Genomic DNA, 26,487 nt, shown 5'->3' with positions numbered 1-26,487 from the left:
TTGAGCAAAATAAAAGAAAATATTGTTGTTTTTGAACATGAAATTCTTCGTTTTGATAGAGGTGAAAAGAAAATCACTAAAGATCAATTTGAAGCTTTAGAACGCTATTATGGAAACGGGAAACCTTTCTATAAATTAGTCTATAATGGAGTTCAATTTAATGAACATGTCGGCGTCATACAGGTTGGCAATACCTTAATCGAAGTATTGCCAAAGGCTGATAAAACTCCACATTCAGTAGCAGAAGATAAAAAATGGCGTGACCTATTAATTGGAATGTTGCGAGCTGTAGGAAGCTTTGATATAAAATCGACAAGCTCCAGTAATTTAAAAATAAAACCTAATACAATTTTAGATTTATATTTTGAGTTATTTATCAAAGAAGTAGAATATTTACTTCATAATGGTTTAGTAAAAAAGTACCGAAAAAAAGAAGGAAATGTTACTGCATTAAAAGGCAGTTTACAATTCAGTAAACATATTCAACAAAATCTATTCCATCAAGAACGTTTTTATGTTCGCCATTCGATTTATGATATTGAACACACGTTACATTTCATTCTATATAAAACGATAAAGTTATTAAAACAGATTAACACCAATAATGATTTGCATAGCCGTATTGGAGTTTTGCTTTTGCATTTTCCTGAAATGCCAGATATAAAAATTCCAGATGCTACTTTTGAAAAATTAATTTATAATAGAAAAAATCAACATTATCAAAAAGCAATTGAAATTGCTAAATTATTGTTATTGAAATATCATCCTGATGTAAGCAAAGGAAGAAACCATGTTTTGGCTCTTATGTTTGATATGAATATGCTTTGGGAGCAATTTATATATGTAAGCTTAAAGAAAAATAAAAATGATTATATCAAGATAAAAGCACAAACTTCAAAGTTTTTTTGGAAACCTGAAAACGGCAGAAGAACAGCAATGAAACCCGATATTTTTATTGAAACCAATAATGGTAACATTGTATTAGATACTAAATGGAAAAATCTAAACGGCTATAATCCATCGCCAGATGATTTAAGACAAATGTATGTATATCATGAATATTTTGACGCTACAAAAGTAGCGTTGGTTTATCCTGGAAACAATAAAGATAGTAAAGCAGGAATTTATTTAAAAAAGGATGGAAATCATGATGATAAAATATGTAGCGTTGTTTTAATTAATGTAGAAAATAAAATAAAAGAGTGGCAGATAAAAATTAGAGAGGTAATTAAACAATTTGTCGATAAAGTATAACTTACTCCTCATACATCTCCATCCACAACCTAGTCTCCTCCAAATCCAACTCCTTCTCAATCTTCCTGAAAATCTCTTCATTTACAGAACCTGATTTGTGCATCGATTCTAGTTTTCCTCGTTCTACGTTTAGGAGATCAATTTGAAGTTTGGTGAAATCGTTGAAAATCTCGCCGCCCATTAGATTTCCTTTTCCGAAGAAGTTGGCTGGAAGTTCAGTTTTTTGGAGGCGATTGAATTTTACTTCGTATTTGCTTTTTATGTTGTGGAGCAAGTCGTCGTTGAGTAACGAGAAATTATCTTCGATGTGAGTAATGGTTTGCGAAACAATTACGTTTCTTATTTCGTATTCTTCGGCCAGGATTGAATATTTTTCAATTTTTAATTTCTTGATTAACCAAGGCAAAGTCAATCCCTGAATTACCAAAGTCGAAAGAATTACACAAAATACCAGATAAATGATGAGGTTTCGAAGAGGGAATTCTTCTGTTTCGTTCATCATTAGCGGAAGCGCCAATGCAGCCGCCATCGAAACTACACCACGCATTCCCGACCAACCAAAAACAATCATATTTCGGAAATCAAATTCTTCCTGTAAACGGATTTTTTTACTGATATATCTTGGAAGCAAAGTTGCCGGAATCACCCATAAAAAACGTACTAAAATCACGACCAAACTTACCGAAGCACCCCAAACAAACAATGACCAACCGGAATAATCACCGATTCCTTCGATAATTTGACGCAATTGCAATCCGATTAGGATAAAGATTAATCCGTTTAAGATATTCGTTAAAACACTCCAAATTGTTCCTGTCATGATTCGGCTTTCGTGTGTAAAAATCGTTCCTGATCTCGCCGAAAGAAAAAGTCCTGTCGCCACAACGGCCAAAACTCCCGAAGCTTCGAAATGTTCGGCAATTAAATAAGAGGCAAAAGGTGTTAATAAAGTTAAAGTTGCTTCGATAACTTCGTCGCAAACAAATCTTTTATGAATAAAACTCATAATATATCCTACACCTAAACCAATCACGATTCCTATAACCGACATCACAACAAAATTCAATCCTGCTTGCCAGAGTACAAAATTTCCAGCTGTAATAGCGGTCAAAGCATATTTGTAAGCTACTAAACCACTCGCATCATTTACCAGACTTTCGCCTTCGAGAATGGCAATTAATCTAGGGTGTAAACCCAAACCTTTTGTTATAGAAGTAGCCGAAACAGCATCAGGCGGAGAAACTATTGCCCCCAATAAAAAAGCTAACGGCCAGGAGATATCATCAATCAGCATATGTGCAGCAAAAGCTACGGCAACAGTCGTAAAAAGCACTAAACCTACAGCCGCCAAAGTAATTGGCCTAATAGTTTGCTTGAAGTCAGACCAACTGGTGTACCAAGCTGCGTGATATAAAAGCGGCGGTAAAAAGACGATAAAAACAACTTCGGGACTTAATGCAATCACCGGAAGTCCTGGAATAATACTAATCACAACTCCGCAAAGCACCAACACAATTGGAATTGGGAAATTATATTTTTTACTAACAAGACTCAGGAATGCGACTCCAAATAGTAACATGATAATTACGGTAATATTCTCCATTTTCTAGGTGTTTCTGTGTTTTTAGTATGAGAGTACGAATATAATATTTTTAATTTTTCTTTTTTAGCCACAGATTAAATGGATTAAAATGATTTTCTCCTGTTTACGTTTTTTTTTTGCACACAGATTTGGCTGATTTAACAGATTTTATTTTCTACTTTCTGTGAGTTTCTTTGTGTAAAACTATATCTCGTTTACTTTTGAAACTTTGTCAAAGTTTTAAACTTTGACAAAGTTGCTAAGCGATAAATCATTTTAATCCTTTTTAATCTGTGGCAAAAAGCAATCTCTCTTTTAACCAAATTTTATCATACTCTTCATCATAAATACTTTAAAAAAAATTACATTTGACCCTTAAATTTATGCCCTAAATTATGATTCAGAAAAGATATTCTATTTGTTTACTTGCCTTATTAGCAGTCTTATTTTACACGCCACTCGCCTATTCGCAAACAACTCCTCCAAAAGCAGAAACCAAATCTTCGCTATTTCAGGAAACCACTACAGACAGTGATTATCTAATGGCGATCGAAAAAGCCGGCGAAGTTTTGGAATCTGCTCACAATGACACCGAATTTGATGGAAATAGTCATCATTTATTTGGTGATATCAAAAGAACACAAAGTAAACTTGATCTTATTCTCGAGAGTTTAAAAGGTGCAAATCCTAATGTGCGCAATCAGCAAATGTATCGTATCGTGCTGAAAGAAATTCAGCAGGAACTTGAAGAACAAAATACAGCAATCAATTCGCGTAATCTTGCTCTTGAAAAAATCAAAGGCAGAGTGATTGATTTACGCAAGGACAAAACCTTAATGGGTCTTTTGAAAGACACGATTCGTCGCAAACAATTTAAAAAAGAATTCGCAAATCTTAAAAGCAGATACCTAAGCACGGACAGTTTAATGACCAAAAATCAAGGTATTTTAAACAAAAACAAAAGACTTACAGTTGAAAGAAAAATTGCGGTTTCGAATGCTTTAATTACCGTTGACAGCAAACTTGAACAATCAGGCATCGGAATGCTGAAGGAAGAATATCCTACTTTATGGAGCAAAAGTGATACGACAGCTAAAAAAATAGTCGGTCAAAACATAAAAGCTAAGATCATTATCGAAGAAAATGTCGCAGCTTATTATCTAAGTTACAGAGCTGGCGGTTTGATCACATTGGTTTTATTAATGGGATTGTTGGGTTGGTACATTTCACGCAATTTAAAATACCTAAACAGTAATGCACATGCCGATAATTTGGCTCAGTTTAACTTCAAATATTTAAATCGAGGTGTTATAATTCCCGTTTCAGTTATTGGTCTTAATATTGCCGTTGTCAGTAATTTATATGCTCCGGCATTGTTTATAGAATTAATTCAGTTGGTACTTTTGGGACTTCTTACGGTTCTTTTTAAGAATAGATGGCCTGCAGTTGCCATGAAAAACTGGATATTTCTTTTAGTACTATTCTTTGTTTTGTGTTTCCTTGACTTGTTTATTGCAGTAGGATTTATTCAGCGTTGTGCTTTTATTGTAATCAATATTTTAGGAATCCGTTACGGTTTAGTTCAGATTAAAACTTTAAAAGAACAACTTTATATTAAAGGATTTTTTAAATGGGCGACTATCATTTTTATCGGTCTGAATATTTTGTCAATCTTTGATAATCTTCTAGGAAGAGTTTCGCTTGCCAATATGTTAAGTCTTACGGCTTTCATTTCTTTGACACAAATTGTCGCTTTAAGTGTTCTTTTGAAGATTGTTTTAGAAGTTATTCTTTTACAGATTTACACTACCAGAATTAAACGTGGAATCGAAAAAATCTTCGATCACGAAAGTCTGTCTGACACGCTCAAAAAACCTTTCATTATCATAATTAGCTATATGTGGATTGTTGTGATCGCAGCTAATTTAAATGCTTGGGAATCTCTTCGTTCCGGTTTAGTCACCATATTAAGTCATCCAAATACTATTGGAAGCATCACTTTTACTTTAGGAAACATAGTTTTGTTTTTCATCATTATTTGGGTAGCGCATTTATTGCAAAATTATGTTGCTTACTTTTTTGGCGAAATTGACGATGAAAACGAAGAAAACGTCAATAAAAGACAACATTCTAAACTATTGATTACAAGACTTGTGGTTTTAATAGTCGGTTATCTTTTGGCTGTTGCAGCTTCGGGAATGCCACTAGACAAACTAAGTATTTTATTAGGAGCTTTAGGTGTCGGTGTTGGACTTGGACTTCAGAATGTGGTTAACAATTTTGTTTCGGGTATTATTTTAATTTTCGATAAACCAATCCAAATTGGCGATGTAATCGATATTAGTAATGAATCCGGTCGTGTAAAATCTATGGGATTACGTACCACGAAAATCAATGCGCCAAACGGTGCCGAAATCATTATTCCGAATGGTAATTTACTTTCTCAAAACATTACAAACTGGACTTATACAGACAATTTTAAATTGGTAGAAATCACTTTAGAAGTTTCGGGAGATGTAATGCCAGAGGATATTAATGCACTTATAATTGAATCTCTGGAAAGCATGCAAATGGTAAATAATACTAAAACGCCACAGATTTATTACAGTGCAATTTCTGAAGAAAAATTCAAATTACAAGTAAAATTCTGGTGCAGTATTTACCGTACCGAAGAAACAATAAGTAGTGCAAGACAAGTACTTTTTGGTAATTTTAAAGCTAAAGGTTTAACTTTATCAACCTAAAAAAACAGTCAAAATCTTAATTTCAAAAGCCGTCTTATTACTACAATTTGACGGCTTTTTTAAATGATTAATCTCCTTAAAATGCACCGTAAATAAAGACCATTATATTTTCTGTAATTTTTTGCGAGCGATACCACTTTTAATTACTTTTATATCTTAGAATTTCGTTTTTTCCAAATGATAATAAAGAAAAAGAATACCTGGTTTAAAATGCTCTTTGAATGGAGAGGTTCCGTTTTGCCGCAACTCCTTCCGAGGCTTCTGTTATTGCTTTTATTCTCCCTTTTGGTGGTTTATTTCAAGCCTTATCTTCTTAAATATAATTTACACATTAACCCCGCAATTTTCACTTTATTCGGGATTGCATTGGCTATATTTTTGGGTTTTAGAAACAATGTAAGTTATGATCGTTTTTGGGAAGGCAGAAAACTTTGGGGCGCATTATTAAACGATACCCGATCTCTTACCAGACAAAGTATTACGTTGATTAACGATGCAGAATATGAAGCCAAACGAGAGAATTTTACCAACTTACTTATTGCATTTGTCTACAGTTTAAAACATCAGCTTAGAGAAACAAATTCTGAGAATGATATGAATCGGCTTCTGCCAAAAGAACTTGCTGAACAACTTAAAGAAGTCAAATTCAAACCTATAATTATTTTAAGAGAATTGGGAGTTTGGGTCAGAAATGCCAAATCAGAAAACAAAATAGACAGTGTTACACAACTTGCTTTTGAAGAAAATCTGAACAAACTCTCCGACATTGTTGGCGGATGCGAACGAATCGCAGGAACGCCAATTCCTTATACTTACAGCGTTTTATTGCACAGAACGGTTTACATTTATTGCTTTCTGTTGTCTTTTGGTTTTGTCGAAACAATGGGCTGGATTACGCCTTTTATAATTGTTTTTATAGCATATACTTTCGTCGCTCTTGAAGCAATTGCCGATGAGTTAGAAAATCCTTTTGGTCTTCAGCCAAATGACCTTGCATTAGACGCAATGTCGCAAATGATAGAAAATACATTATTAGAATTAAACGATAAAAAAGTAACTCCAATAAGTACCCAAAATACTTATTATATCACATAAATAATATTGCACACCCCAATTATATTCGGTTATGAATAGAGTTTTATTAGTTGAAGACGATCCCAGAGTTGCTTCTTTTATTTCGAGAGGACTTGAAGAAAATCTCTATCAGGTTAAGTCAGTTTCGAAAGGATATGACGCCATAAATGAAGTCATGGAAAATGATTACGATATCATTATTCTCGATATTATGCTTCCGGATATTACAGGATTTGAAGTTTGTGAAGTTTTAAGAAACCGAAAAATACTTCTGCCTATTCTTATTTTGAGCGCATTAGATACTCCGCATGAAAAAGTAAAAGGATTACAATCCGGTGCCGATGATTATCTCGCAAAACCCTTTTTGTTTGAAGAACTTCTGGCGAGAATAAACGCTCAGCTTCGTCGTGCCGAATTTAGTACCGGAATATTAGACTTTCAATCTTATGCCGGAATTGAGATCAATATGAAGGAACAAAGCGCCACGAGAGACGGAAAAGAACTTAATTTATCTTCGAGAGAACTTAAACTTCTGATTTTTTTCATGAAAAACAGAGAAACGGCTTTGTCGAGAATTGCAATTGCTCAGGCAGTTTGGACTATTGATCTTGACATGAATTCTAATACTGTCGATGTTTACATCAATTATCTGCGAAATAAAGTCGACAAAAACTTTGCTACGCCACTAATTCATACCATAAAAGGAACGGGATATATGCTCAAACAAAAGAGTCATGAGTCATGAATCTTAAAAACAAACTCGCGGTTAATTCCAGTTTGCTTTTTGCCTTTACGGTTGGACTTGTAATGGCGGGTTCTTTCTTGTTGTTTAGAACTCACATGAAAGATCTCTATTATGATAATCTCGAAGATCATGCAATGACAACGGCTCTTTTTTACTTCGAAAAAGACGAAATCAAAGAGATTAACAGCGCGCGTTATCGTCAAATCGAAATACAATACAATCGCATAAATAATGAATCGATAAGGGTTTATGATGCCAAAACAAAAAAACTTTTTGTAGAGGATAATGTTGATTTTAAGCTAAGTGACCAATATTTTAATCTGATTAAAAAAGAAAAAATTCTGCATTTTAAAGTCAATACAAGGCAATTTGTAGGTTTATTTTATAAAGACAATCAGGGAGATTTTATCATTGTCGTTTCCGGAATTGATCGCACAGGAAACCGACAATTGGAGATTTTAGGTATAATGTTTATCCTTTTTTATCTTGCCGGAATCCCGATAAATTATCTTTTGGGAACTTTTTTAGCCAAACAAACTTTTCTGCCTTTTGAGCAAGTTATAGCCAAAGTAAATACGATTACGACCGAAAACCTTCATTCGAGGCTGGAAATCCCGCAAACAAGCGGAAAAGACGAAATTAAAGAGCTTGTTACCACTTTCAACTATCTTCTGGAAAGACTCGAAAGCGGAATCATGATTCAGAACAACTTTCTCAAAAACGCTTCGCATGAATTAAAAACTCCGCTAACTATTATTATCGGAGACATTGATGTTTCGCTGCAACAACCAAGAACAAACGAGCAATATCAGCAAATTTTAAAATCACTCAAAAAAGATACTTTACATCTCAAATCTACTCTCGAAGGACTTTTGGTTTTATCAGGACTTGAACTTTCTGAACCGCAGCAAATGGAGTCGGTTAGAATCGATGAAGTATTATGGAATGTTCTGGAAAAGAAAGCTATCGAATATCCCGAAGCTAAAGTTTCTGTCAATTTTGATGCAATTTCTGATGATGAAGATTTGCTTTCCATTCATGGAAATAAACACATGATTTTTATCGCTTTATACAATATTCTCGATAATGCGATTAAATTTTCGTCGCCTGAACAAGTCAACGTATTTGCTTTTTCGAATGAAGGAAAGCTTCTGATAAAAATCACAGATCAAGGTCCGGGAATTTCAGAAACTGATAGAGAATCTATTTTTGATCTCTTTTTCAGAAGCGACAGAACGCGTCATATTCAGGGACAAGGATTGGGACTTTTTATAACTATGCAAATTCTAAAACTTCATAATATTAATCTAATCGTAGATTCTGAATTAGAAAAAGGCACTACATTTTCTTTAGTATTTCCTTAGAATCATAATCTAAAGGATTAGTAAAAGACAATTTTTTTGAATAGACTCCAGCTTTAGCTGGAGAATAAAAATTGAATATAAAAAGGCTTTAGCCGAATGAGTAATAATTTGGCTAAAGCCTTTTATATTGTGCTTTATTTTTCATCCAACTAAAGTTGGACGCTATTCAATACTATGCTAATTTAAAATCTATTATAGTTTGATAATATTTAAAGTGTTTAAATAATTACCATCGCTTAAAGGATTAAAATATTTTTTTTACCCAAATTTTGCTGATCTGATGTTAAATTTGCGTAATTTTTTCAGGAGCTAATCCCGCTATACTTTCCAATCTTTTGTGGCGAACCCCGCCACAAAAGGATTTCCACTTCTATCGGGGCTAGGGCAATCATTTTCATAACAACATTTCCATCTAGTTTGTCATCCTGAGCGAAGTCGAAGGACACACAAGTAGCTCTACAAAGATTGGCGATTTTAGATGCGGATTTTTATGTGTGATTTTTCCCTTCGGTCGAGATGACATAAAATATGGTTGATTACATTCCGATACAACGGATTAAAATCCGTTGCTACAAGATAAGTCGTTCCTCCGGAACTTTTGTAAAGAGCCTTCGGCTCGATTTATATTGTAGGGATGGATTTTAATCCATCATAGTTTACAAATTCGTCTCATTTTATGTCATTTCTCGTTCCTCAAAATGACAAACTAGCTTTGAAAAACATCTTTTTTAGCAAAAATGTTACAATTCGCGAACCCTTATTTTTACAATCGGTAACATTAATTTAACACTCTAATCTTTCTCTAATCTACTTCAAATACAAACCTAATCTACTTATTTTTAGCATTTTGTTTAAACTATTGATTTTAAAGGTATAATTGATTAAAACAGAAATAACACGTTCATAATTTTGGGTTAACAATGAATATTTTTATCATTTTAAGTTAACAAAACCGTTAAATCCGATCGAAACAAACTGAGTTTCTTTGTCAAATAAAAACTAAAAACAACATGACAAAACTAAAACTCTTTTTTTCGGCATTTATGCTTCTTGTTATGGGAAACATTTTTGCTCAAATTACAACCTCGTCATTATCTGCCAAAGTTAATGATGGAACCAGCCCACTTACTGACGCTGAGGTTACATTAACACATTTACCTACAAACGCTGTTTACAGAGCTACAACTGATAAACAAGGTAGATTTAGTTTCGAAAATTTAAATGCCGGTGGCCCTTATGAACTGGAAATTAAAAGTTCAGGCACCAAAGATTATTCTAATGCACAAATATTTTTAACACTTGGTGATAATGATTTGCCAACAATTGTGGTTAGTAAAGCAGACAACAATGTATTGGAAGAAGTTGTAATTACGAGTTCTAAGCCGTCATCAAAAAATAACGGAACCAATATTGGTGAAAAACAAGTAAACGGACTTCCGTTAATAAACAGAGGTATTCAGGATGTTACAAAACTGGTTCCGCAGAGTTCAAACAACTCATTTGCAGGAACTAACTTTAGATACAATAACGTAACTATCGACGGTTCTATAAACAATGATGCGATAGGTTTTAGCCCATCTTTAGGTGGTCAATCCGGAACTTCGGGAATGCCAGGAAGTAGTACAAGATCAAATTCTATAAGCTTAGATGCGATTCAGGATATTCAGGTTTATATTGCTCCTTATGATATTAAATTAGGAAACTTTTTAGGAGGAAGCGTAAATGCCGTTACTCGAAGCGGTACAAACGAAGTAACAGGTTCTATTTATAGTTATGGCAGAAGTGCTGCAATTACAGGTCCAAATAATGCTGGTGACGGTTCAAAAATGCCAAGTTCTTTTGGTGATTATCAAGTAGGTTTTAGATTAGGATTGCCAATTGTTAAGGATAAACTTTTCTTCTTTACAAACATGGAATATGCGGAAAGAACGGATCCTTTATTTTACAATGCAGGACAAACAAATTCTGCTGGAAAATTGACTTCATTAGTAGATAATGCTACTGCAGATCAGATTTCTAATTTTGTTAAAACAAACTACGGATTTGATGTAGGAAGCTCTGGAGCATACAACAACTTTGCAAAAAGCCAAAAATTCTTCAACAAATTAGATTGGAAAATTAACGAGAAACACTCTCTTTCATTAAGAAACAATACAGTAATTTCTCAGGCTTCAAACTTAGAGCGTGACGCGGCTAACTTTAGATTCTCTAGCATGGATTTTACGCAGAAAAACCAATCTATTAGTACGGTTTTAGAACTAAAAAGTCATTTCAATAGTCAATGGTCAAACTCGTTTATTGCAAGTTATTCTGCAATCAAAGATTATCGTGATCCAAAATCAAGCAATATCATGTTTCCTCAAACAGAAATTGGTTACAAAGGAGGAACAATTTTCTTAGGAAACGATCGTGAAGCTACAGTATTTAATATGAAGCAAAATACTGCTGAAATCACAGATAACCTAACTTACAAAACAGGAAACCACACTTTATTATTTGGTACACACAACGAGTTTTACGACATCAATTACGGATTTGTAAATTCGCTAAACGGAAGAGTTTCATATAAATCATTAGATGATTTCCTTAACAAACTTCCTTCTCGTGTTCGTGGAACTTACCCTTTTGATGGTTCTACAAGAGACGAAATCTTCAATAATCCTTACGCAAAATTCAAAGTAAATTTATATAGTGTTTACGCACAAGACGAGATCAGAATTGGCAGTAAATTAAAAGTTACTCCTGGAGTAAGGGTTGATTATACAGACTTGCCAAATAAACCAAAATTAAGCCCGCAAGTTCAAAATTCTCCTGCAGATCCTAATTATGGTAATACATACACATACACGCCATTAAGCCAAATAAACAATAACTTTTTTAGCACAGCTTTAGTGTCTCCAAGAATAGGATTTACATATAATGTTGACGAAGATAAAACATTAGTTTTAAGAGGTGGATCTGGAGTATTTACAGGACGTATTCCGTTTGCATGGTTAGGTTATGCTTATTATAATGACGGTGTAGGTTACGGAAGTTATGACAAAAATAACCTTACTCCTGCTCAGGTTGCAGCTGCCGGAGATCCATTGGCAAACAACGGATTAAACGGATATCATGATGCTACGCCAAAAGTTCAGGCAGATTTAGTGGATAACAAATTCAAAATGCCGGCTGTTTTAAGAAACTCATTGGCAATCGATAAAATCATAGACGGATATAAATTTACAACTGAAGGTATTTATACAAAAGTGATTCGTGATCTTGAATTTCAACAAGTAAATAAACTGGATAATCCAACTTATTTCTCTTACGATACAAATCACCAAATGCCAATTTATTCGGCTAATATCAACCCGGCTTTTTCAAATGCTTATTTATTGTCAAATACAAGCAAAGGTTACAGATACAGCATTACTGAGATGATTTCAAAAACATATGATTTTGGTTTAAATTTCATGGTTGCTTATACTTACGGAGATTCTCGTGACGTTACAAACGGAATTCGTAACTCTATGGAAAGTAACTTCCAAATGAACCAATCATTGACACCAAATGATCCTCAATTGGCAACTTCAAACTTTAATATCAAACACAGAATCGTTTCGAATGTAGGATATGCAGTAAAATTGGCTGACAATAATACTTTCTCTGCTAATGTATATTTCAATGCACAATCAGGAAATCCGTTCTCTTGGGGATTTGTAAACTCAACAATTGCAGGAACAGGACAAGCAGCAGGATTGGCTTATATCTTTAAAGATGCAACAGAAGCGGCGAAATATATTGGCGTAAGTTCAACAGGAGTTCCATCAGCAACAGCAGCACAACAAGTTGCAGATTACGAAGCTTTTGTTAACGGAAACGATTATTTAAAAAGCAGAAGAGGAACTTTCACACAAAGAAATGGAGATACAACTCCATGGAATATTCAAGCAGATTTGAAATTAATGGATGAAATCAAAGTTACAAAAGTTGGTACATTCCAAATTTCATTTAGCATGGCAAACGTTGGTAACCTTATCAACAAAGATTGGGGAAGAAGTTACTTTGTTCCAAATACATACAATTCAACAGCGAGCCTTGGTTTAACAAAATCAGGAAACCTTGGAGGTGTTGCCACTGGTGATCCAACATATACTTTCCAAAGACCTTCATCAGCGCCTTATACTGTAGATCAGTTAGCGTCAAGATTCCAGGGACAATTTGGGGTTAGATATTCGTTCTAACAAAGACAGTGTTTATTTTTTATTTTTTTTGTCCGCCAGTTTCAATTTTGGAACTGGCGGACTTGTTTTTATTAGGATCATAATATTAAAATTAAGTTTCTTTTTTTATTATGTTTCGAATGAATCTCTCGCAAAGATTAAACACAATATTGTCATTTCGACGGAGGAGAAATCACACGCGAAACTCCGTACAGAAAGTCGCCAATCTTTGTCGAATTACTAGTGTGATTTCTCCTTCGTCGAAATGACAAATAATTGCGACTTTGCGTCTTTGCGAGAGATTTATGCGATACAAATATTTAAGTACTTTCTTTATCTTAATGACATTACCCAAAACTTCAATTCTATGTTTTAAAATAACTGCGCAAAACATTCAATAACAAAATAATTCCCAAAAAATAAAAATAATTATACCGATTGGTATATATTTGCAAAATAATAAATAGAATCGTCATGAGTAAAGCCGAAAGAACCAAGCAATTTATTATCGAACAAACTGCTCCTATCTTTAATATGAAAGGATATAGCGGCACGTCTATGAGCGATATTACAGAAGCGACCGGACTTACAAAAGGAAGTATTTACGGAAATTTCGAAAATAAAGATGAGGTTGCTCTTGCTGCTTTTCAATACAATGTAAAAAAACTGCAAGATGCTTTTTCGCAGGAAATCGAAAAGCAAAACACCTTCAAAGACAGGCTTCTCGTTTATCCCCGACTCTACTCTAACTATTTGAATCTAAGAGTAACAAAAGGTGGTTGTCCAATTCTAAATACCGCCACAGAAGCTGATGACACGCATCCGGTTCTTAAAAAAAATGTAGAGCGCATTATCCTTTTCTGGAAAAGAAAACTGATTCAATTGATAGAACATGGAATTCTTGCCGGTGAATTTAAAGCCAAAGAAATAAATCCTGAAAAAACCGCATTAACCATAATAGCTCTTATTGAAGGCGGTGTAATGATTTCGAAAATTACAGGAAATCTAAATGATTTATCTACAGTAATGCTCTCGCTAAATAAACTCATTGAAGACTTAGAATAAAGCAACAACTATTTTTTTACCATAAAAAATACCAATTGGTATATTAAATTAAAATCAAAACTAAAATGGAAACAATTTCGAGATTACAAGAACTCCAAAACCATATTGACAGAGAATTTACCGCATCACCATCGCCTTTTATGCTTTGGATGCGACCAGTTGTAATTGCTGCTGAAGAAGGAAGTGTAACTTTTAAATATCTGATCAGAGAAGAAATGTCAAACCCAATCAAAACGCTTCATGGCGGAGTTACAGCTGCAATAGCAGACGATTGTATTGGCTCAACAATGTTTTCTTATAATGAAAATAGCTTTTATGTAACTATAAATCTTGTGGTTGATTATTTCGCTCCAGCGAAAGTAGGAGACACCATTTTTGCCAAAACATCTGTAATCAAAAAAGGAAAACAACTAGTAAATGCACAATGCGAAATATGGAATGAAGACCAAACCAGATTAATCGCCAGAGCTACTTCGAATATGCTTAAAACGGATCTCTCTAAAAGAAACTCATAAGTTAATTCATATAAAGTAAATCAGAACACGAATTGCACGAATTTACACAAATTTTAATGCGTTAACCTTGTTTGTGAAATTAATTTCACAAACAAATTAGTGAGAATTAGTGCAATTCGTGTTATTTTTTAATCAAAAATATACCGATTGGTATAATTTAAAATTATGACACCATTTAATCGAAAACTACTCATCTTTACCGTAATCCTCGCCGCGATTATGGAGCTAATTGATATTTCAATTGTCAATGTTGCTTTGTACCATATGAGCGGAAATCTGGGCGCAACTCTCGAAGATACTTCCTGGGTAATTACTGCTTATGCAATCGCCAATGTTATCATTATTCCGATTACAAGTTTTTTGAGTGCCAATCTCGGAAGACGAAATTATTATATTGGTTCCGTAATACTTTTTACGTTTTGTTCTTTCATGTGCGGACATTCTTCCACAATCTGGATGTTGGTATTTTTTAGGTTTTTTCAGGGAATTGGCGGAGGCGCACTTTTATCAATATCTCAGGTTGTTGTGTTTGAGCTTTTTCCAAAAGAAAAACAATCAACAGCAGGAGCTTTATTTGGTGCAGGAATTTTTATAGGTCCAACAATTGGTCCAACTCTTGGCGGTTATATTACTGAAAATTACGATTGGCCGTGGATCTTTTTAATCAATATTCCAATAGGGATTTTGGTTACGATTTCGTGTTACTTTCTACTAAAAGAACCTCCTGTAAAACCCGAAAAAGCAAAAGTAGACTGGACAGGAATTGCATTATTAGCTATTGGCGTTGGTTCGCTTCAAACTGTTCTCGAAAGAGGCGAAGTCGAAGATTGGTTCGAAACCAGATACATTATTATTTTAACTGTTATTGCCGTAACCACTTTATGCCTTTTTATCTATTGGGAACTAAAAGTCGATAAACCCGTCGTGAATCTTCGGGTTCTGAAAAGTAAGTCCTTAATTATAGCCGCGATTCTAACCTTTGTCACCGGTTTCGGAATGTTTATTTCTATATATCTAAGTCCTGTTGTTGTACAGCGTCTTTTAAATTTCTCGCCTTATCAAACGGGTTTACTTTTACTTCCCGGCGCTTTAATGGCATTATTAGCCTTAAAAATATGCGGAACCTTATTGCAAAAAGGAGTTTCTCCCGTTGCCATAATTGCTTTAGGATTTGTACTCTTTATTTATTTCAATTGGAGAATGTCCGGTATTACTTTAAACACCAGCGCTTCTGAAGTTTCTACAGCACTTATTTTTAGAGCACTTGGACTTGCTTTGCTTACAGTTCCGTTAACAATGTTGGCTGTTTCTTCGCTCAAAGACAAAGATGTTGGGCAAGGCGCGGCGTTAAACAATATGATGCGTCAATTGGGCGGTTCTTTTGGCGTATCAATTATCAATACTTATATCGCGCATCGTTTTGCAGATCATCGAAACGTACTAATTTCAAACGTTACACCGGATAATGTAAAAGCAATGGATAGAATTAATGCGTACATCAATTATTTTCAGCATAAAGGTTTTGCTTATAATGAAGCCAAAATAAAAGCCCTGAAACTCATGGAAAATGTCATCGTCAGACAATCGTCTTTGTTGAGTTATAGAGATGCTTTTGTCATCGTTGGATTATTCTTTGTGATCACATTACCGCTTTTATTATTCGTAATGAACAAATCAAATAAGGTAAAACCAGGCGTTATAATTTCTGATCATTAAAGATATAAACTTATTTCTCGCAAAGGCGCAAAGTTTAACCACAATCTTGTCATTTCGACGGAGGAGAAATCACACTAGAAATTCAGCCCACTTAATCTCCAATCTTTGTAGAGTTACGCGTGTGATTTCTCCTCCGTCGAAATGACAAAACCTTTGCGATTTTACGTCTTTGCGAGAGATTTGTTCTCCGTAACATTATGTTAATTCCCTTTAATAATAAAGACAAACTATAAAACTTGGTGTAATTTTGTAATTCATCAAAAATTTAGACAATGATTATTAGAAAAGCCACTCAAACCGATTCCCAATTTATTGCACCATGTTTGTTATTGGCAATGGAAGATATCATCTATAAATTTATTGAAAAAAAAGATTACAATAGCGCAAGAGATTTTCTGCTATATTTTGTACAAAGAGAAAATAATCAATACTCGTATGAAAATTGTTTTGTAGCCGAAGAAAACAACGAAATTATTGGTGTTGTAAATATTTACAACGGAGCTGATTTAATCGCGTTGAGGTTGCCAATTATTGAATATGTTCACGCAAACTTTAATCCTGATTTTAATCCTGAAAACGAAACCCAAAGCGGAGAATTCTACATTGATTCTCTGGGCGTAAATCCCAAACATCAGGGAAAAGGAATCGGATCTAAATTACTGCAATTTTTGATCGAGGAATTTGTAACCAAAAATAATCAAACTTTAGGTTTATTGGTTGACGAAGATAATCCGAATGCTAAAAAATTATATTTAAAACTCGGTTTCAAATCTGTGGGAACAAAAACTTTGGTTGGAAAAACTTTAGAACATCTTCAGATTTCTTAATTTTTTTGTTTCAGGTTTCAGGTTTGAAATACTACACTTTATATTTAACCGCAAAGTTCGCAAAGGTTTACGCAAAGTTCGCAAAGTTTAAAAACATAGCTTTGCGAACTTTGTGTTTTGTAAAAACATACTAAAAAAAAACTTTGTGAACTTTACGGTAAAAATCCACACAAGCCTTAAACCCAATTTCAAACCTGAAACCTGAAACTTTAAACAATTTTCAAACTACATTTCTCCCTTAACAAGATTTTTACTAAGCGCATCGTCGAAAATACTGTTAACTTTTTATAACTAAATCTGTATCAGTCAAAAAATTATATATTTGCGCACGAAAAAAAATAATACCACATTGCTATAAGGACAAAAAGATGTTCTTATATTTTAAAATACACCTTTGAAATTTAATTTTAGAAATACTTTTTCCGGCAGGAACTTTTTCATTTTAGGAATCATCCTCATTGTTCTTACGCTTCTTTCTATTTATATATTAAGTGGTTTGATGACTCAAATCACTGAAAAAACTACTACAGAAACTCAAAATCGCAGCGCCCAGAAAAAGCAGGAGGTTATGGCGAAGGAGTTATCACGTTTTCTTGAAACTCAAAACGAGCTAAAACGTATTGTTGAAATGAGCAATACCAAAAACTTATCGGATAATTTAAAAGTTCTAAGTGCGATTCATGCCAACGACAGTATTGTTAAAAACAATTGGTTTCAGATTAATAATCAAAAAATAGAATTTACTACTTCTAAAAATAGTGCCAATTTAGAAACATCAATAAAAGATTTCATCGCCAAAAACCAAACCCTAAAAGAGTTCAATAGTATAGTCAATAATCAACAAGGTTTTTTCTGGCGTATTTATTATAAATATGTCGCTACAAATGGTAACGTAATTCGATATGGATATGATATTGATTTTCGATCACTACAATCTTATTTCGCAACGGTAGATCAAAAGGTATCCAATTATGCTTTTGTATTTGATAAAAAAGGAACGATCATTTATCATCCTGAAATAAAATTACTAAAAAAGAATATTTTTAAAATAACAAATATATCCGCTCGCGACACTACTTTTTCAGATGCCAATGGCTTTAGCAGGAGAATTGCACTTTCAGAATATTTGGGATTGGACATTGTACGATATACCAAGCGATTGAATATAAAAGGAACGAATTGGTATTTGTGTGTTAATTTTCCAAAAAAGGTTTCATCAGAAGATGTAGATGCTGTAAAAAATTATGCTTCCTTAATTTACGTTATTACGACGGCAATTCTAATTGTGTTCTTTTATTTGTTTACGATTTTTACACGCAGAAATTTTCAGGAAAAAGAAATTTTGTCGCAGGAAAAAAATAAGCTGCTTCTGGAAAATGAAAAAATCAATAAAGAGAAAGCGTTAATCCAACTGCAACAATTAAAGGAGCAAATTAATCCGCACTTTTTATTTAATTCTTTGAACTCGCTTTATATGCTTATTGAAAGTAATACTGGCGTGGCTCGAAAATTTACTTTGAATCTTTCTAAGATTTACCGATACCTTATTAATCCTCCCGTAAATAATATTGTTACGGTACAGGAAGAATTGCTTTTTATCGAAAAATACATTTTTCTGCAACAAACCAGGTTTACAGAAGAATTTGTTTTTACGATTACAATCGAAGATGAAAGCATTCTGGCTAAGAAAGTGCCTTACTTAGCTTTTCAGATTGCAGTAGAAAATGCTATCAAACATAATATCGCTTCTGATGAAAATCCTTTGAAAATAACGATCGATATTAAAGAAAATGTAGTAATCATTACCAATAACTTAAACGAAAAGCAAAACTTTGGGAAAGAATCCAAGTTTGGTCATAAATATTTAGAAAGTATATACAATTTCTACTCTAAAAAAGACTTTCAAACCTTCAAAAAAGACGGAGATTTTACTTGCATTTTACCCTTAATTGGATAGAAAGAAAACATTCACTCCCAAAAAAAAGCCACTCACTCCTTTTTGTTTTTTTTAACAAATCTGCCATTATATTTTTATCATAAAATTAACCTAAAATTAACTTTAAATGGGGAAAAATGCAATGTTGAGAACCCTAAAAATCATCTTAGTTCTGGCACTATTATTTAGTACCGGCACGATGGTTTCTCAAAAGAAGGATAAAAAGAAGAAAGAAGACAAAACAGAGGCAGTTAAAGACACGGTTAAATCTTCAAAAGGAAAAAAATATAATGATCTTATAAAACAAGGAACTTTCAAAAAAGGATTGTTCAATACGATTCAGGTAAAAACGGATCTTTATTTAGAAATAAATGATTCCCTTTTTCAAAGAGAGTTTCTAGTGGTTAATAAAATTTCAAATGTTCCTTTACCTGTTAATGATGCAGGTCTTAATAAAGGAATGAATTACGAAAATAAAATCATCACTTTTCACAAAGATCTTGTTGCTAAAAAAGTTTGGGTAAAATCTTCAGAACCTAAAGTTTCTTCTCCGGTTGGCGACGCAATTACAGCTTCTGTAAACAGTAACTTTTCTGAGTCTATTATAGAGGTCTTTGATATCGAAACAAAAAATAATGATTCGACATCGGTTATTATCAAGGCAAATAAGGTTTTTGACGGAAAACAAAAAAGTTTCAATGATGTATTAAGCAATATTGGCTTTGGCGGATCTGTAAAATCGGACTTATCGTATATAGAAAGTGTGAAAACATTTCCTAAAAATATCGTTGTTAAATCGCAGCTTACGACTTCTGTAAGTGAAGGCGGTCCTGCATTATCGGTTACAATTGGGGTTACTTCTAATATTATATTATTGGACAAAGTTCCTATGCAACCTCGTTTTGCAGACAATCGTATTGGATATTTCTCTGATAAACACTGGTACTTTAATGACAGTCAACACGCTGTTCTTGAAAAAGAATTGATTACACGTTGGAGATTAGAGCCTAAAAAAGAAGACATTGAAAAATACAAAAAAGGAGAACTAGTAGAACCTAAGAAACCTATTATATATTATATCGATCCATCGACTCCTAAACAATGGCGTTCTTATATTATAGAAGGTGTTCGCGATTGGCAAGTAGCTTTTGAGAGAGCAGGTTTTAAAAATGCTGTAATCGCAAAAGAACCTACGGCAGAAGATACTGATTTTGATATTGATGATGTTCGTTATTCGGTTATTACTTATGTAGCGTCACAAAAATCAAATGCGATGGGACCTGCAGTTGTAGATCCAAGAAGTGGAGAAATTATTGAATCAGATATTATCTGGTGGCATAATGTAATGACTTCTTTGCAAAGCTGGATGCGTATTCAAACTGGTGCAATTGATCCAAAAGCAAGAGGAAACAAATTTAGTGATGAACATATGGGTGAAGCAATTCGCTTTGTATCGTCTCACGAAGTTGGACATACTTTTGGTCTGAAACATAATATGGGAGCTTCTTTTGCATATCCTGTAGAATCTCTAAGATCTAAAGAATTTACGGCAAAAATGGGCGGAACTGCTCCATCAATCATGGATTATGCTCGTTACAATTATATTGCTCAACCTGAAGATCACGTAGAAGCTATCACGCCAAAAATTGGTGAATATGATAAATATGCTATCGAATGGGGTTACAGATGGTACGGAGATCAAACTGAAGAGCACGCAGCATTAAATAATCTGATTGCAAAACATCAAAATGATCCTCTTTATTTCTACGGAGAACAACAAGATGGAAATGAGACAATCGATCCTCGATCTCAATCTGAAGATTTAGGTGATGATGCAATGAAAGCGAGTGAATATGGTCTTAAAAACTTAAAAAGAGTTGTAAGCAATATTCTGGAATGGAGTTATGATAAAGACGAATCTTATTACCAAACTGGAAAACTTTATATAGGTGCGATTGGTCAATGGAATTTATATAACTATCACGTATTAAACAATTTGGGCGGTATTTATTTGAATACTACTGTTCATGGTGATAATAAAGCAAGTTATGTTCCGGTTCCGGCTGCAATACAAAAAAGAGCGGTTGCGTATTTATTAAAGAACACAATTACAACTCCTGAATGGTTGTTTTTTAATCCGATTCTGGATAAAACAAATCCGTTGAAAGATTCACCATTAGGACCGTATGAATATACACCTTATACATTGGTAAGAGAATTACAATACAATGTTTTGTACACGATGTTAGGTGATGATCGTTTACTACGAATGACTGAAAATGAATTGTATCAGCGTAATGGTGCTAAAGAAAATGTATTTACGGTTACACAGTTATTCCAAACCTTACGTCAAAACATTTTTGCTCCAACAATCCAGAATAAGTCATTAACGATTTTGGAACGTATGACTCAAAAGAATTATGTAGATGTATTGATTGTTTCGACAAACAAACTTTTTGAAAAAACTGATGTTAAAAAAACACTTCAATTAGAAGAAACATTAAGCATGCCTCATTTATGTGATTATTTAGATGAATCAAAAATGGCACGTAACATTAATCAGTCTTCTCTAAAAAGAGTTACAGAAGTTACCTCTGATAAAAAAGGCGAATTAAATCAGATACTTCAATTATTGAAATCTAAAAGAAGCATCGGAAACCAAGAAACAAAGAATCACTATTTTGATTTGATTCAGCGTATTGAAAAGGCATTAAGCAACACATTATAAAATTTTAACCAAACTCCAAACACAAACTAATGAAGAATTTATTTTACATGCTGAGTTTCCTTCTTGCCCTTTCCGGGTATGCGCAGGAAAGGACAATTAAAGGGACGGTAGTTGATGCCAAAGACGGATTGCCAATACCTGGTGTTACTGTTTTTGTTGAGAACAGTGCCGTATCTAATAACACACAACAAAAAGGTGTGATCCAAAGTTCAAGCCTTGGAACCGTAACTGATTTTGACGGTACATTTGAATTTAAAATCAACAGTAACATGAAAAGTTTAAGAGTAACTTATATGGGTTACCTACCTTATACTATTGATATTACATCACAAAATAACTATACAATTTCTTTAAAATCTGACGCAGCAGAATTGAAAGAGATCGTTGTAACAGGTTACCAAAAAATCGAGAAAAGAAAATTAACATCGGCTGTTGCACAAGTTGAAATGGCAGATATCAAACAAGCGGGTGTTGCGAGTTTGGATCAAATGTTAATTGGTCAGGTTGCGGGTGTAGCGGTAACGCAACAAACGGGAGCTCCTGGAACAATCTCAAAAATCAGAATTCGTGGTACTGCATCTCTTAATGGTGCACAAGATCCGTTATGGGTTTTAGATGGTTTACCTCTTGAAGGAAATGATGTTCCTCAAAACTATGACAAAGACAATATAGATGTATTAAGTAACTTTTCTATCGCGGGATTAAACCCTGATGATATCAAAGATATTACCATATTAAAAGATGCTGCTGCAACTGCTATTTACGGAGCAAGAGCTGCAAACGGAGTTATCGTTGTAACGACTAAAAAAGGAAGAAAAGGAAACATGAAAGTAGACTTTAACGTTAATACTTTTGTGACTCAAAAACCTGATTTTTCTAAATTAAACCTTATGAATTCTTCTCAAAAAGTAGATTTTGAACTTTCGCTAGCTTCAAGAGAAGATTTGACTTACAGAGACACGGCTGGGGAAATTTCCCGCATTCTAAACCAGGCTAATGAATTAGGAGCCTATAGATCGGGAGGTTTTTCGTCTCTAAGTCCAACAACACAAAACTCAATCAATTCTTTGAGAAACAATAACACTAATTGGGGTGATTTATTGTACAGAGCTGCTTTTAACACACAATACGGATTAAGTTTATCTGGTGGTGGAGAAAGATCTGATTACTATTTCTCTTTAGGAGCTTACAATGAAGATGGAGCTACTGTAGGAACTGGTTTCGACAGATACAACCTTACCTTAAAAAACAACTTTGATGTAACTGATAAATTACATGTTGGTGTTGGAATTTTTGGTACTCAAAGTAAGAAAACAAGTTATCTTTCGGATACAGATGGTTTTACAAATCCTTCTAACTATTCAAGAAACGTAAACCCATATTTGACTCCATTCAATGCTGATGGAAGCTATAGATATGATAAAGATATCAAAGGATATGGAAACGGAACTGTAGCTCTTCCTTTTAATTTCTTAGAAGAAAGAGAAAATACAAATTATGAATTAATAACAAGATCTGTAAAAGCATTACTTGATGTTGATTATAATATTACAAAAAACTTAAAAGCAAGTACTCAAATTGGTTTACAGTTTGATAATAATTCTTCTGAAAAATATGCTGGTAAAGACTCTTACTATACAAGAAAAGAAAGAGAAAAAACAAGTGTATTTTCAAACGGAACTTATAATTATTTCCTTCCTGTTGGTGGAATTATCCAAAATTCAAACACTGACTTTTTCCAATACAACTGGAAAACTATGGTAAACTATAATACTACTCTTGGAGGAAAACATGAGTTAGAATTTATGGTTGGTAACGAATTAAGAAAAAACAAAAACACTTCTATTGCTACAAAAGGTTTTGGTTTTGACCCAAAAACATTGACTACTGCTCAAATTATTTTCCCAACTGCAAGCTATGCAGCTGACTCAAACTACAGAACATATTTAAAGACTGAGAACGAAAATGCATTTGCATCATTTTTTGCAACAGCATCTTATACTTATGACAGAAAATATACTTTCTTTGGAAGTGTTCGTTATGACGGATCAGATTTATTTGGTGCAGACCCTAAATACAAATACTTACCATTATGGGCAGTTTCTGGTTCATGGGCAGTATCTGAAGAAAATTTCTTAAAAGACAATGACGTGATTTCTAATTTAAGATTACGTGCATCTTACGGTTTACAAGGAAATATCGACAAAAATACTTCACCGTATGTAGTTGGTATCAACCAAACAGCTGTTATTTTACCAGGACAAACAGAACCTATTCTTACAGTATTATCTCCTCCAAATGATAAATTAAGATGGGAAAAAACTACTAATACTAACGTTGGAATGGACCTTGGTTTATTCAAAAATCGTATCAACATTGTTACTGATGTTTACGGAAGAAAAAGTACTGATTTAATTGGTTTACAATCGCTTGCTCTAGAAAACGGATTTGAATATACAAATGCTAACTGGGCGCAGGTAACTAATAGAGGATATGAAATTTCTTTGTCTACAAGAAACATTGATCATCCAAACTTTAAATGGAATACAACAATTAATTTTGCTCATAATAAAAGTAATGTAGATCGTATTCAAACAAGATCAAACAGTTATTTACCTTCTAGAGAAGGACTTCCGGTTAATGCGGTATTCGCATTAAAAACTGCAGGAATTGATGAAAACGGTTATCCTTTATTTGTAAATAAAAAAGGAGAAACTGTAAACTCACAAACCTTTTTTGCCCTTTTTGACCCTTATGCAGATTTTTTCCCGGGAGTTCTATCTCAATCTAAACTTACAGATGCTGAAACAAGAGATTTGTTTACTTATGTAGGAGATTTAGATCCTAAGTTTACTGGTGGTTTCATGAATACATTCAAAGTTCATAATTTTGATCTTACAATTGCTACTACTTTCAATATTAAACAAACTGTCGTTGAAAAACCTACTTTCAATGGTACAAGTTTAGATCGTGGTCAAAATTATACTACTGATGCACTTAATGCATGGTCACCTACTAATACAGGTTCACATATACCTGGAATTACTAGTCCAACTTCAGGCACAGGAGATTCATGGATGGCTTACCAATGGTATTCTCCAGGAGCAGCTCCACTAGAAATGTACAATTATTTAGATACGTGGGTTCACGAAATGAGTTTTATGCGTGTAAGCAGTATTCGTTTTGGATATTCTTTGCCTAAAAAAGCTATAAACAGTTTGTTTATGGAGAACGTTAGATTTAGTATTGAAGGTAGAAACCTATTCGTAATCAGCTCTGATTATAAAGGTTACTTTGATCCAGAAACTTTCGGAAATATCTATGCACAACCAATCCCAAGATCAATTTCTTTAGGATGTAACCTAACTTTTTAATCTGATTCAAAAATGAAAAATATATTAAAATACGTATTCTTTGCCAGTGTAGCGATTACTACCGTAAGCTGTGATAATTATCTTGATGTTAAGCCAGTAGGTAAAGTAATTCCGGAAACTTTGCAAGATTACAGAGCTGTAATGACAAGAGCATATTCGATAACTGCAATTCATAAAGCATTATCTGCTGTGAGAGCAGACGAATTGACTTTTGATGAATTTAATGATAATGCAACTTTCTATAGAGATCATTATATCTGGAACGATATCAATCCTGATAAAACTACAAACAGCTTTCCTTATGCAGCTTTATACAACAGGATTTTTTATACGAATGTAATTATTACTGAAGCAAGCCAAAAGTTAGCGCCTTCTGCAGAGAAAGACCAATTACTTGGAGAAGCTTATGCATTAAGAGCTTTGACTTACTTTGATTTACTGAACTTATTCAGCAAACCTTATAATGCTGCAACAGCTGCAACAGACAAAGGTGTTCCATTGGCTTTAAAAATTGATTTAGAGCAAGCTTATGTTCCTCAAAGTGTTGCTGTTGTTTATGATCAGATTTTATCTGATAATGAAGAGGCAAAAAAACTATTGAATTTAGATACGCAAACAACTGGTATCAATTACCGTTTTTCTAAAGCTTCTTTATATGCTATGGAATCTCGTATTTTCCTTTACAGAAAAGAATGGGCCAAAGCTATTGAGTCTGCAAATAAAGCAATGACATACAAAAATGCTTTAATAGACTTAAATGCTACACCAGCTTTGCCTAACCTTTATAATGGACCGGAATCTATATTAGCGCTTGAAGATCCTTTTATCAATATTCTAAAAGGAACTACATATGCTTCACCAACTTTAACTGGTGCTTATGATAAAACAAACGACTTACGTTTTGCTTTGTATTATCAGACAAGCGGAAGCAGATTCAAATTTAGAAAAGGTGGAGATATCGCTCAAAAATGTACTTTCAGAACTTCTGAATTATATTTGACAAAAGCAGAAGCTTCAGCACAATTGAACGATCTTCCAACGACAAGAGCAACAGTTTTAGCTTTTATCAAAAACAGATACAACGCTGCAGGATTCAACACATTAAGCACATCTATTGCTGCAATGACACAAACTCAGCTTCTTGATCTTATTGCTCAGGAAAGACAACGTGAGTTTGCAGTTGAAGGTCACCGTTGGTTTGATTTAAGAAGAACTACTCAAAAACAAATCATCCATACATATGGTGGAGATAATTATACTCTGATAGAAAATGACCCGCGTTATACGCTTCCATTTCCTCAAGAAGCACGATTAAATAATCCTGAATTGTAATTGAAAAAGCCGTCTCAATAATTATT

Annotated in this window: 15 protein-coding genes; 14 read left to right on the top strand and 1 reads right to left on the bottom strand. The window is 33.7% G+C overall.

The genetic code is table 11. The features are described 5' to 3' along the window. Positions 1-1,254 (top strand): restriction endonuclease, encoded by a 1,254-nt coding sequence (locus C8C83_RS15870; protein WP_121329398.1) that lies wholly within the window; start codon positions 1-3, stop codon positions 1,252-1,254. 1 nt (position 1,255) lies between these two features. On the opposite strand, the gene C8C83_RS15865 is transcribed toward C8C83_RS15870, so the two are convergent. Then, positions 1,256-2,857 (bottom strand): Na+/H+ antiporter, encoded by a 1,602-nt coding sequence (locus tag C8C83_RS15865; RefSeq protein ID WP_121329397.1) that lies wholly within the window; start codon positions 2,855-2,857, stop codon positions 1,256-1,258. 374 nt (positions 2,858-3,231) lie between these two features. Between C8C83_RS15865 and C8C83_RS15860 the strand changes: the two genes are divergently transcribed. From C8C83_RS15860 to C8C83_RS15800, 13 genes are all read left to right on the top strand, one after another. After that, positions 3,232-5,580 carry a mechanosensitive ion channel domain-containing protein gene (locus tag C8C83_RS15860; RefSeq protein ID WP_121329396.1) on the top strand — a complete coding sequence of 783 codons (2,349 nt, stop codon included), beginning with the start codon at positions 3,232-3,234 and terminating at the stop codon, positions 5,578-5,580. 177 nt (positions 5,581-5,757) lie between these two features. After that, positions 5,758-6,675 (top strand): bestrophin family ion channel, encoded by a 918-nt coding sequence (locus C8C83_RS15855; protein ID WP_121329395.1) that lies wholly within the window; start codon positions 5,758-5,760, stop codon positions 6,673-6,675. A gap of 31 nt (positions 6,676-6,706) precedes the next feature. Then, positions 6,707-7,399, top strand: coding sequence for a response regulator transcription factor (locus C8C83_RS15850; protein ID WP_121329394.1), 693 nt, complete (start codon positions 6,707-6,709; stop codon positions 7,397-7,399). Next, on the top strand, positions 7,396-8,763 hold the full coding sequence (locus C8C83_RS15845; RefSeq protein WP_233566097.1) for a HAMP domain-containing sensor histidine kinase: 1,368 nt from the start codon (positions 7,396-7,398) through the stop codon (positions 8,761-8,763). The genes C8C83_RS15850 and C8C83_RS15845 overlap by 4 nt, the downstream gene beginning before the upstream one ends. Before the next feature lie 1,010 nt (positions 8,764-9,773). Then, positions 9,774-12,989, top strand: coding sequence for a TonB-dependent receptor (locus C8C83_RS15840; RefSeq protein WP_121329393.1), 3,216 nt, complete (start codon positions 9,774-9,776; stop codon positions 12,987-12,989). A 453-nt stretch (positions 12,990-13,442) separates the two neighbouring features. Then, complete coding sequence (locus tag C8C83_RS15835) at positions 13,443-14,033, top strand: TetR/AcrR family transcriptional regulator (RefSeq protein ID WP_121329392.1); 591 nt, start codon at positions 13,443-13,445, stop codon at positions 14,031-14,033. A 65-nt stretch (positions 14,034-14,098) separates the two neighbouring features. After that, positions 14,099-14,548, top strand: coding sequence for a PaaI family thioesterase (locus C8C83_RS15830; protein ID WP_233566096.1), 450 nt, complete (start codon positions 14,099-14,101; stop codon positions 14,546-14,548). 165 nt (positions 14,549-14,713) lie between these two features. After that, positions 14,714-16,264 carry a DHA2 family efflux MFS transporter permease subunit gene (locus C8C83_RS15825; RefSeq protein WP_121329391.1) on the top strand — a complete coding sequence of 517 codons (1,551 nt, stop codon included), beginning with the start codon at positions 14,714-14,716 and terminating at the stop codon, positions 16,262-16,264. A gap of 272 nt (positions 16,265-16,536) precedes the next feature. Then, on the top strand, positions 16,537-17,091 hold the full coding sequence (locus tag C8C83_RS15820) for a GNAT family N-acetyltransferase (RefSeq protein WP_121329390.1): 555 nt from the start codon (positions 16,537-16,539) through the stop codon (positions 17,089-17,091). 394 nt (positions 17,092-17,485) lie between these two features. Continuing rightward, positions 17,486-19,048 carry a histidine kinase gene (locus C8C83_RS15815; RefSeq protein ID WP_121329389.1) on the top strand — a complete coding sequence of 521 codons (1,563 nt, stop codon included), beginning with the start codon at positions 17,486-17,488 and terminating at the stop codon, positions 19,046-19,048. Positions 19,049-19,154: 106 nt separating this feature from the next. Next, a complete protein-coding gene (locus C8C83_RS15810) occupies positions 19,155-21,755 on the top strand; it encodes a zinc-dependent metalloprotease (RefSeq protein WP_121329388.1) in 2,601 nt (866 codons plus the stop codon). 29 nt (positions 21,756-21,784) lie between these two features. Then, on the top strand, positions 21,785-25,129 hold the full coding sequence (locus C8C83_RS15805) for a SusC/RagA family TonB-linked outer membrane protein (RefSeq protein WP_121329387.1): 3,345 nt from the start codon (positions 21,785-21,787) through the stop codon (positions 25,127-25,129). 12 nt (positions 25,130-25,141) lie between these two features. Continuing rightward, a complete protein-coding gene (locus C8C83_RS15800; RefSeq protein ID WP_121329386.1) occupies positions 25,142-26,461 on the top strand; it encodes a RagB/SusD family nutrient uptake outer membrane protein in 1,320 nt (439 codons plus the stop codon). Positions 26,462-26,487 lie beyond the last annotated feature (26 nt).

Source organism: Flavobacterium sp. 90 (assembly GCF_004339525.1).
Lineage (GTDB): Bacteria > Bacteroidota > Bacteroidia > Flavobacteriales > Flavobacteriaceae > Flavobacterium.
The sequence above is the reverse complement of the archived record's forward strand: the minus strand, read 5'-3'. Positions and strand labels throughout refer to the sequence as shown.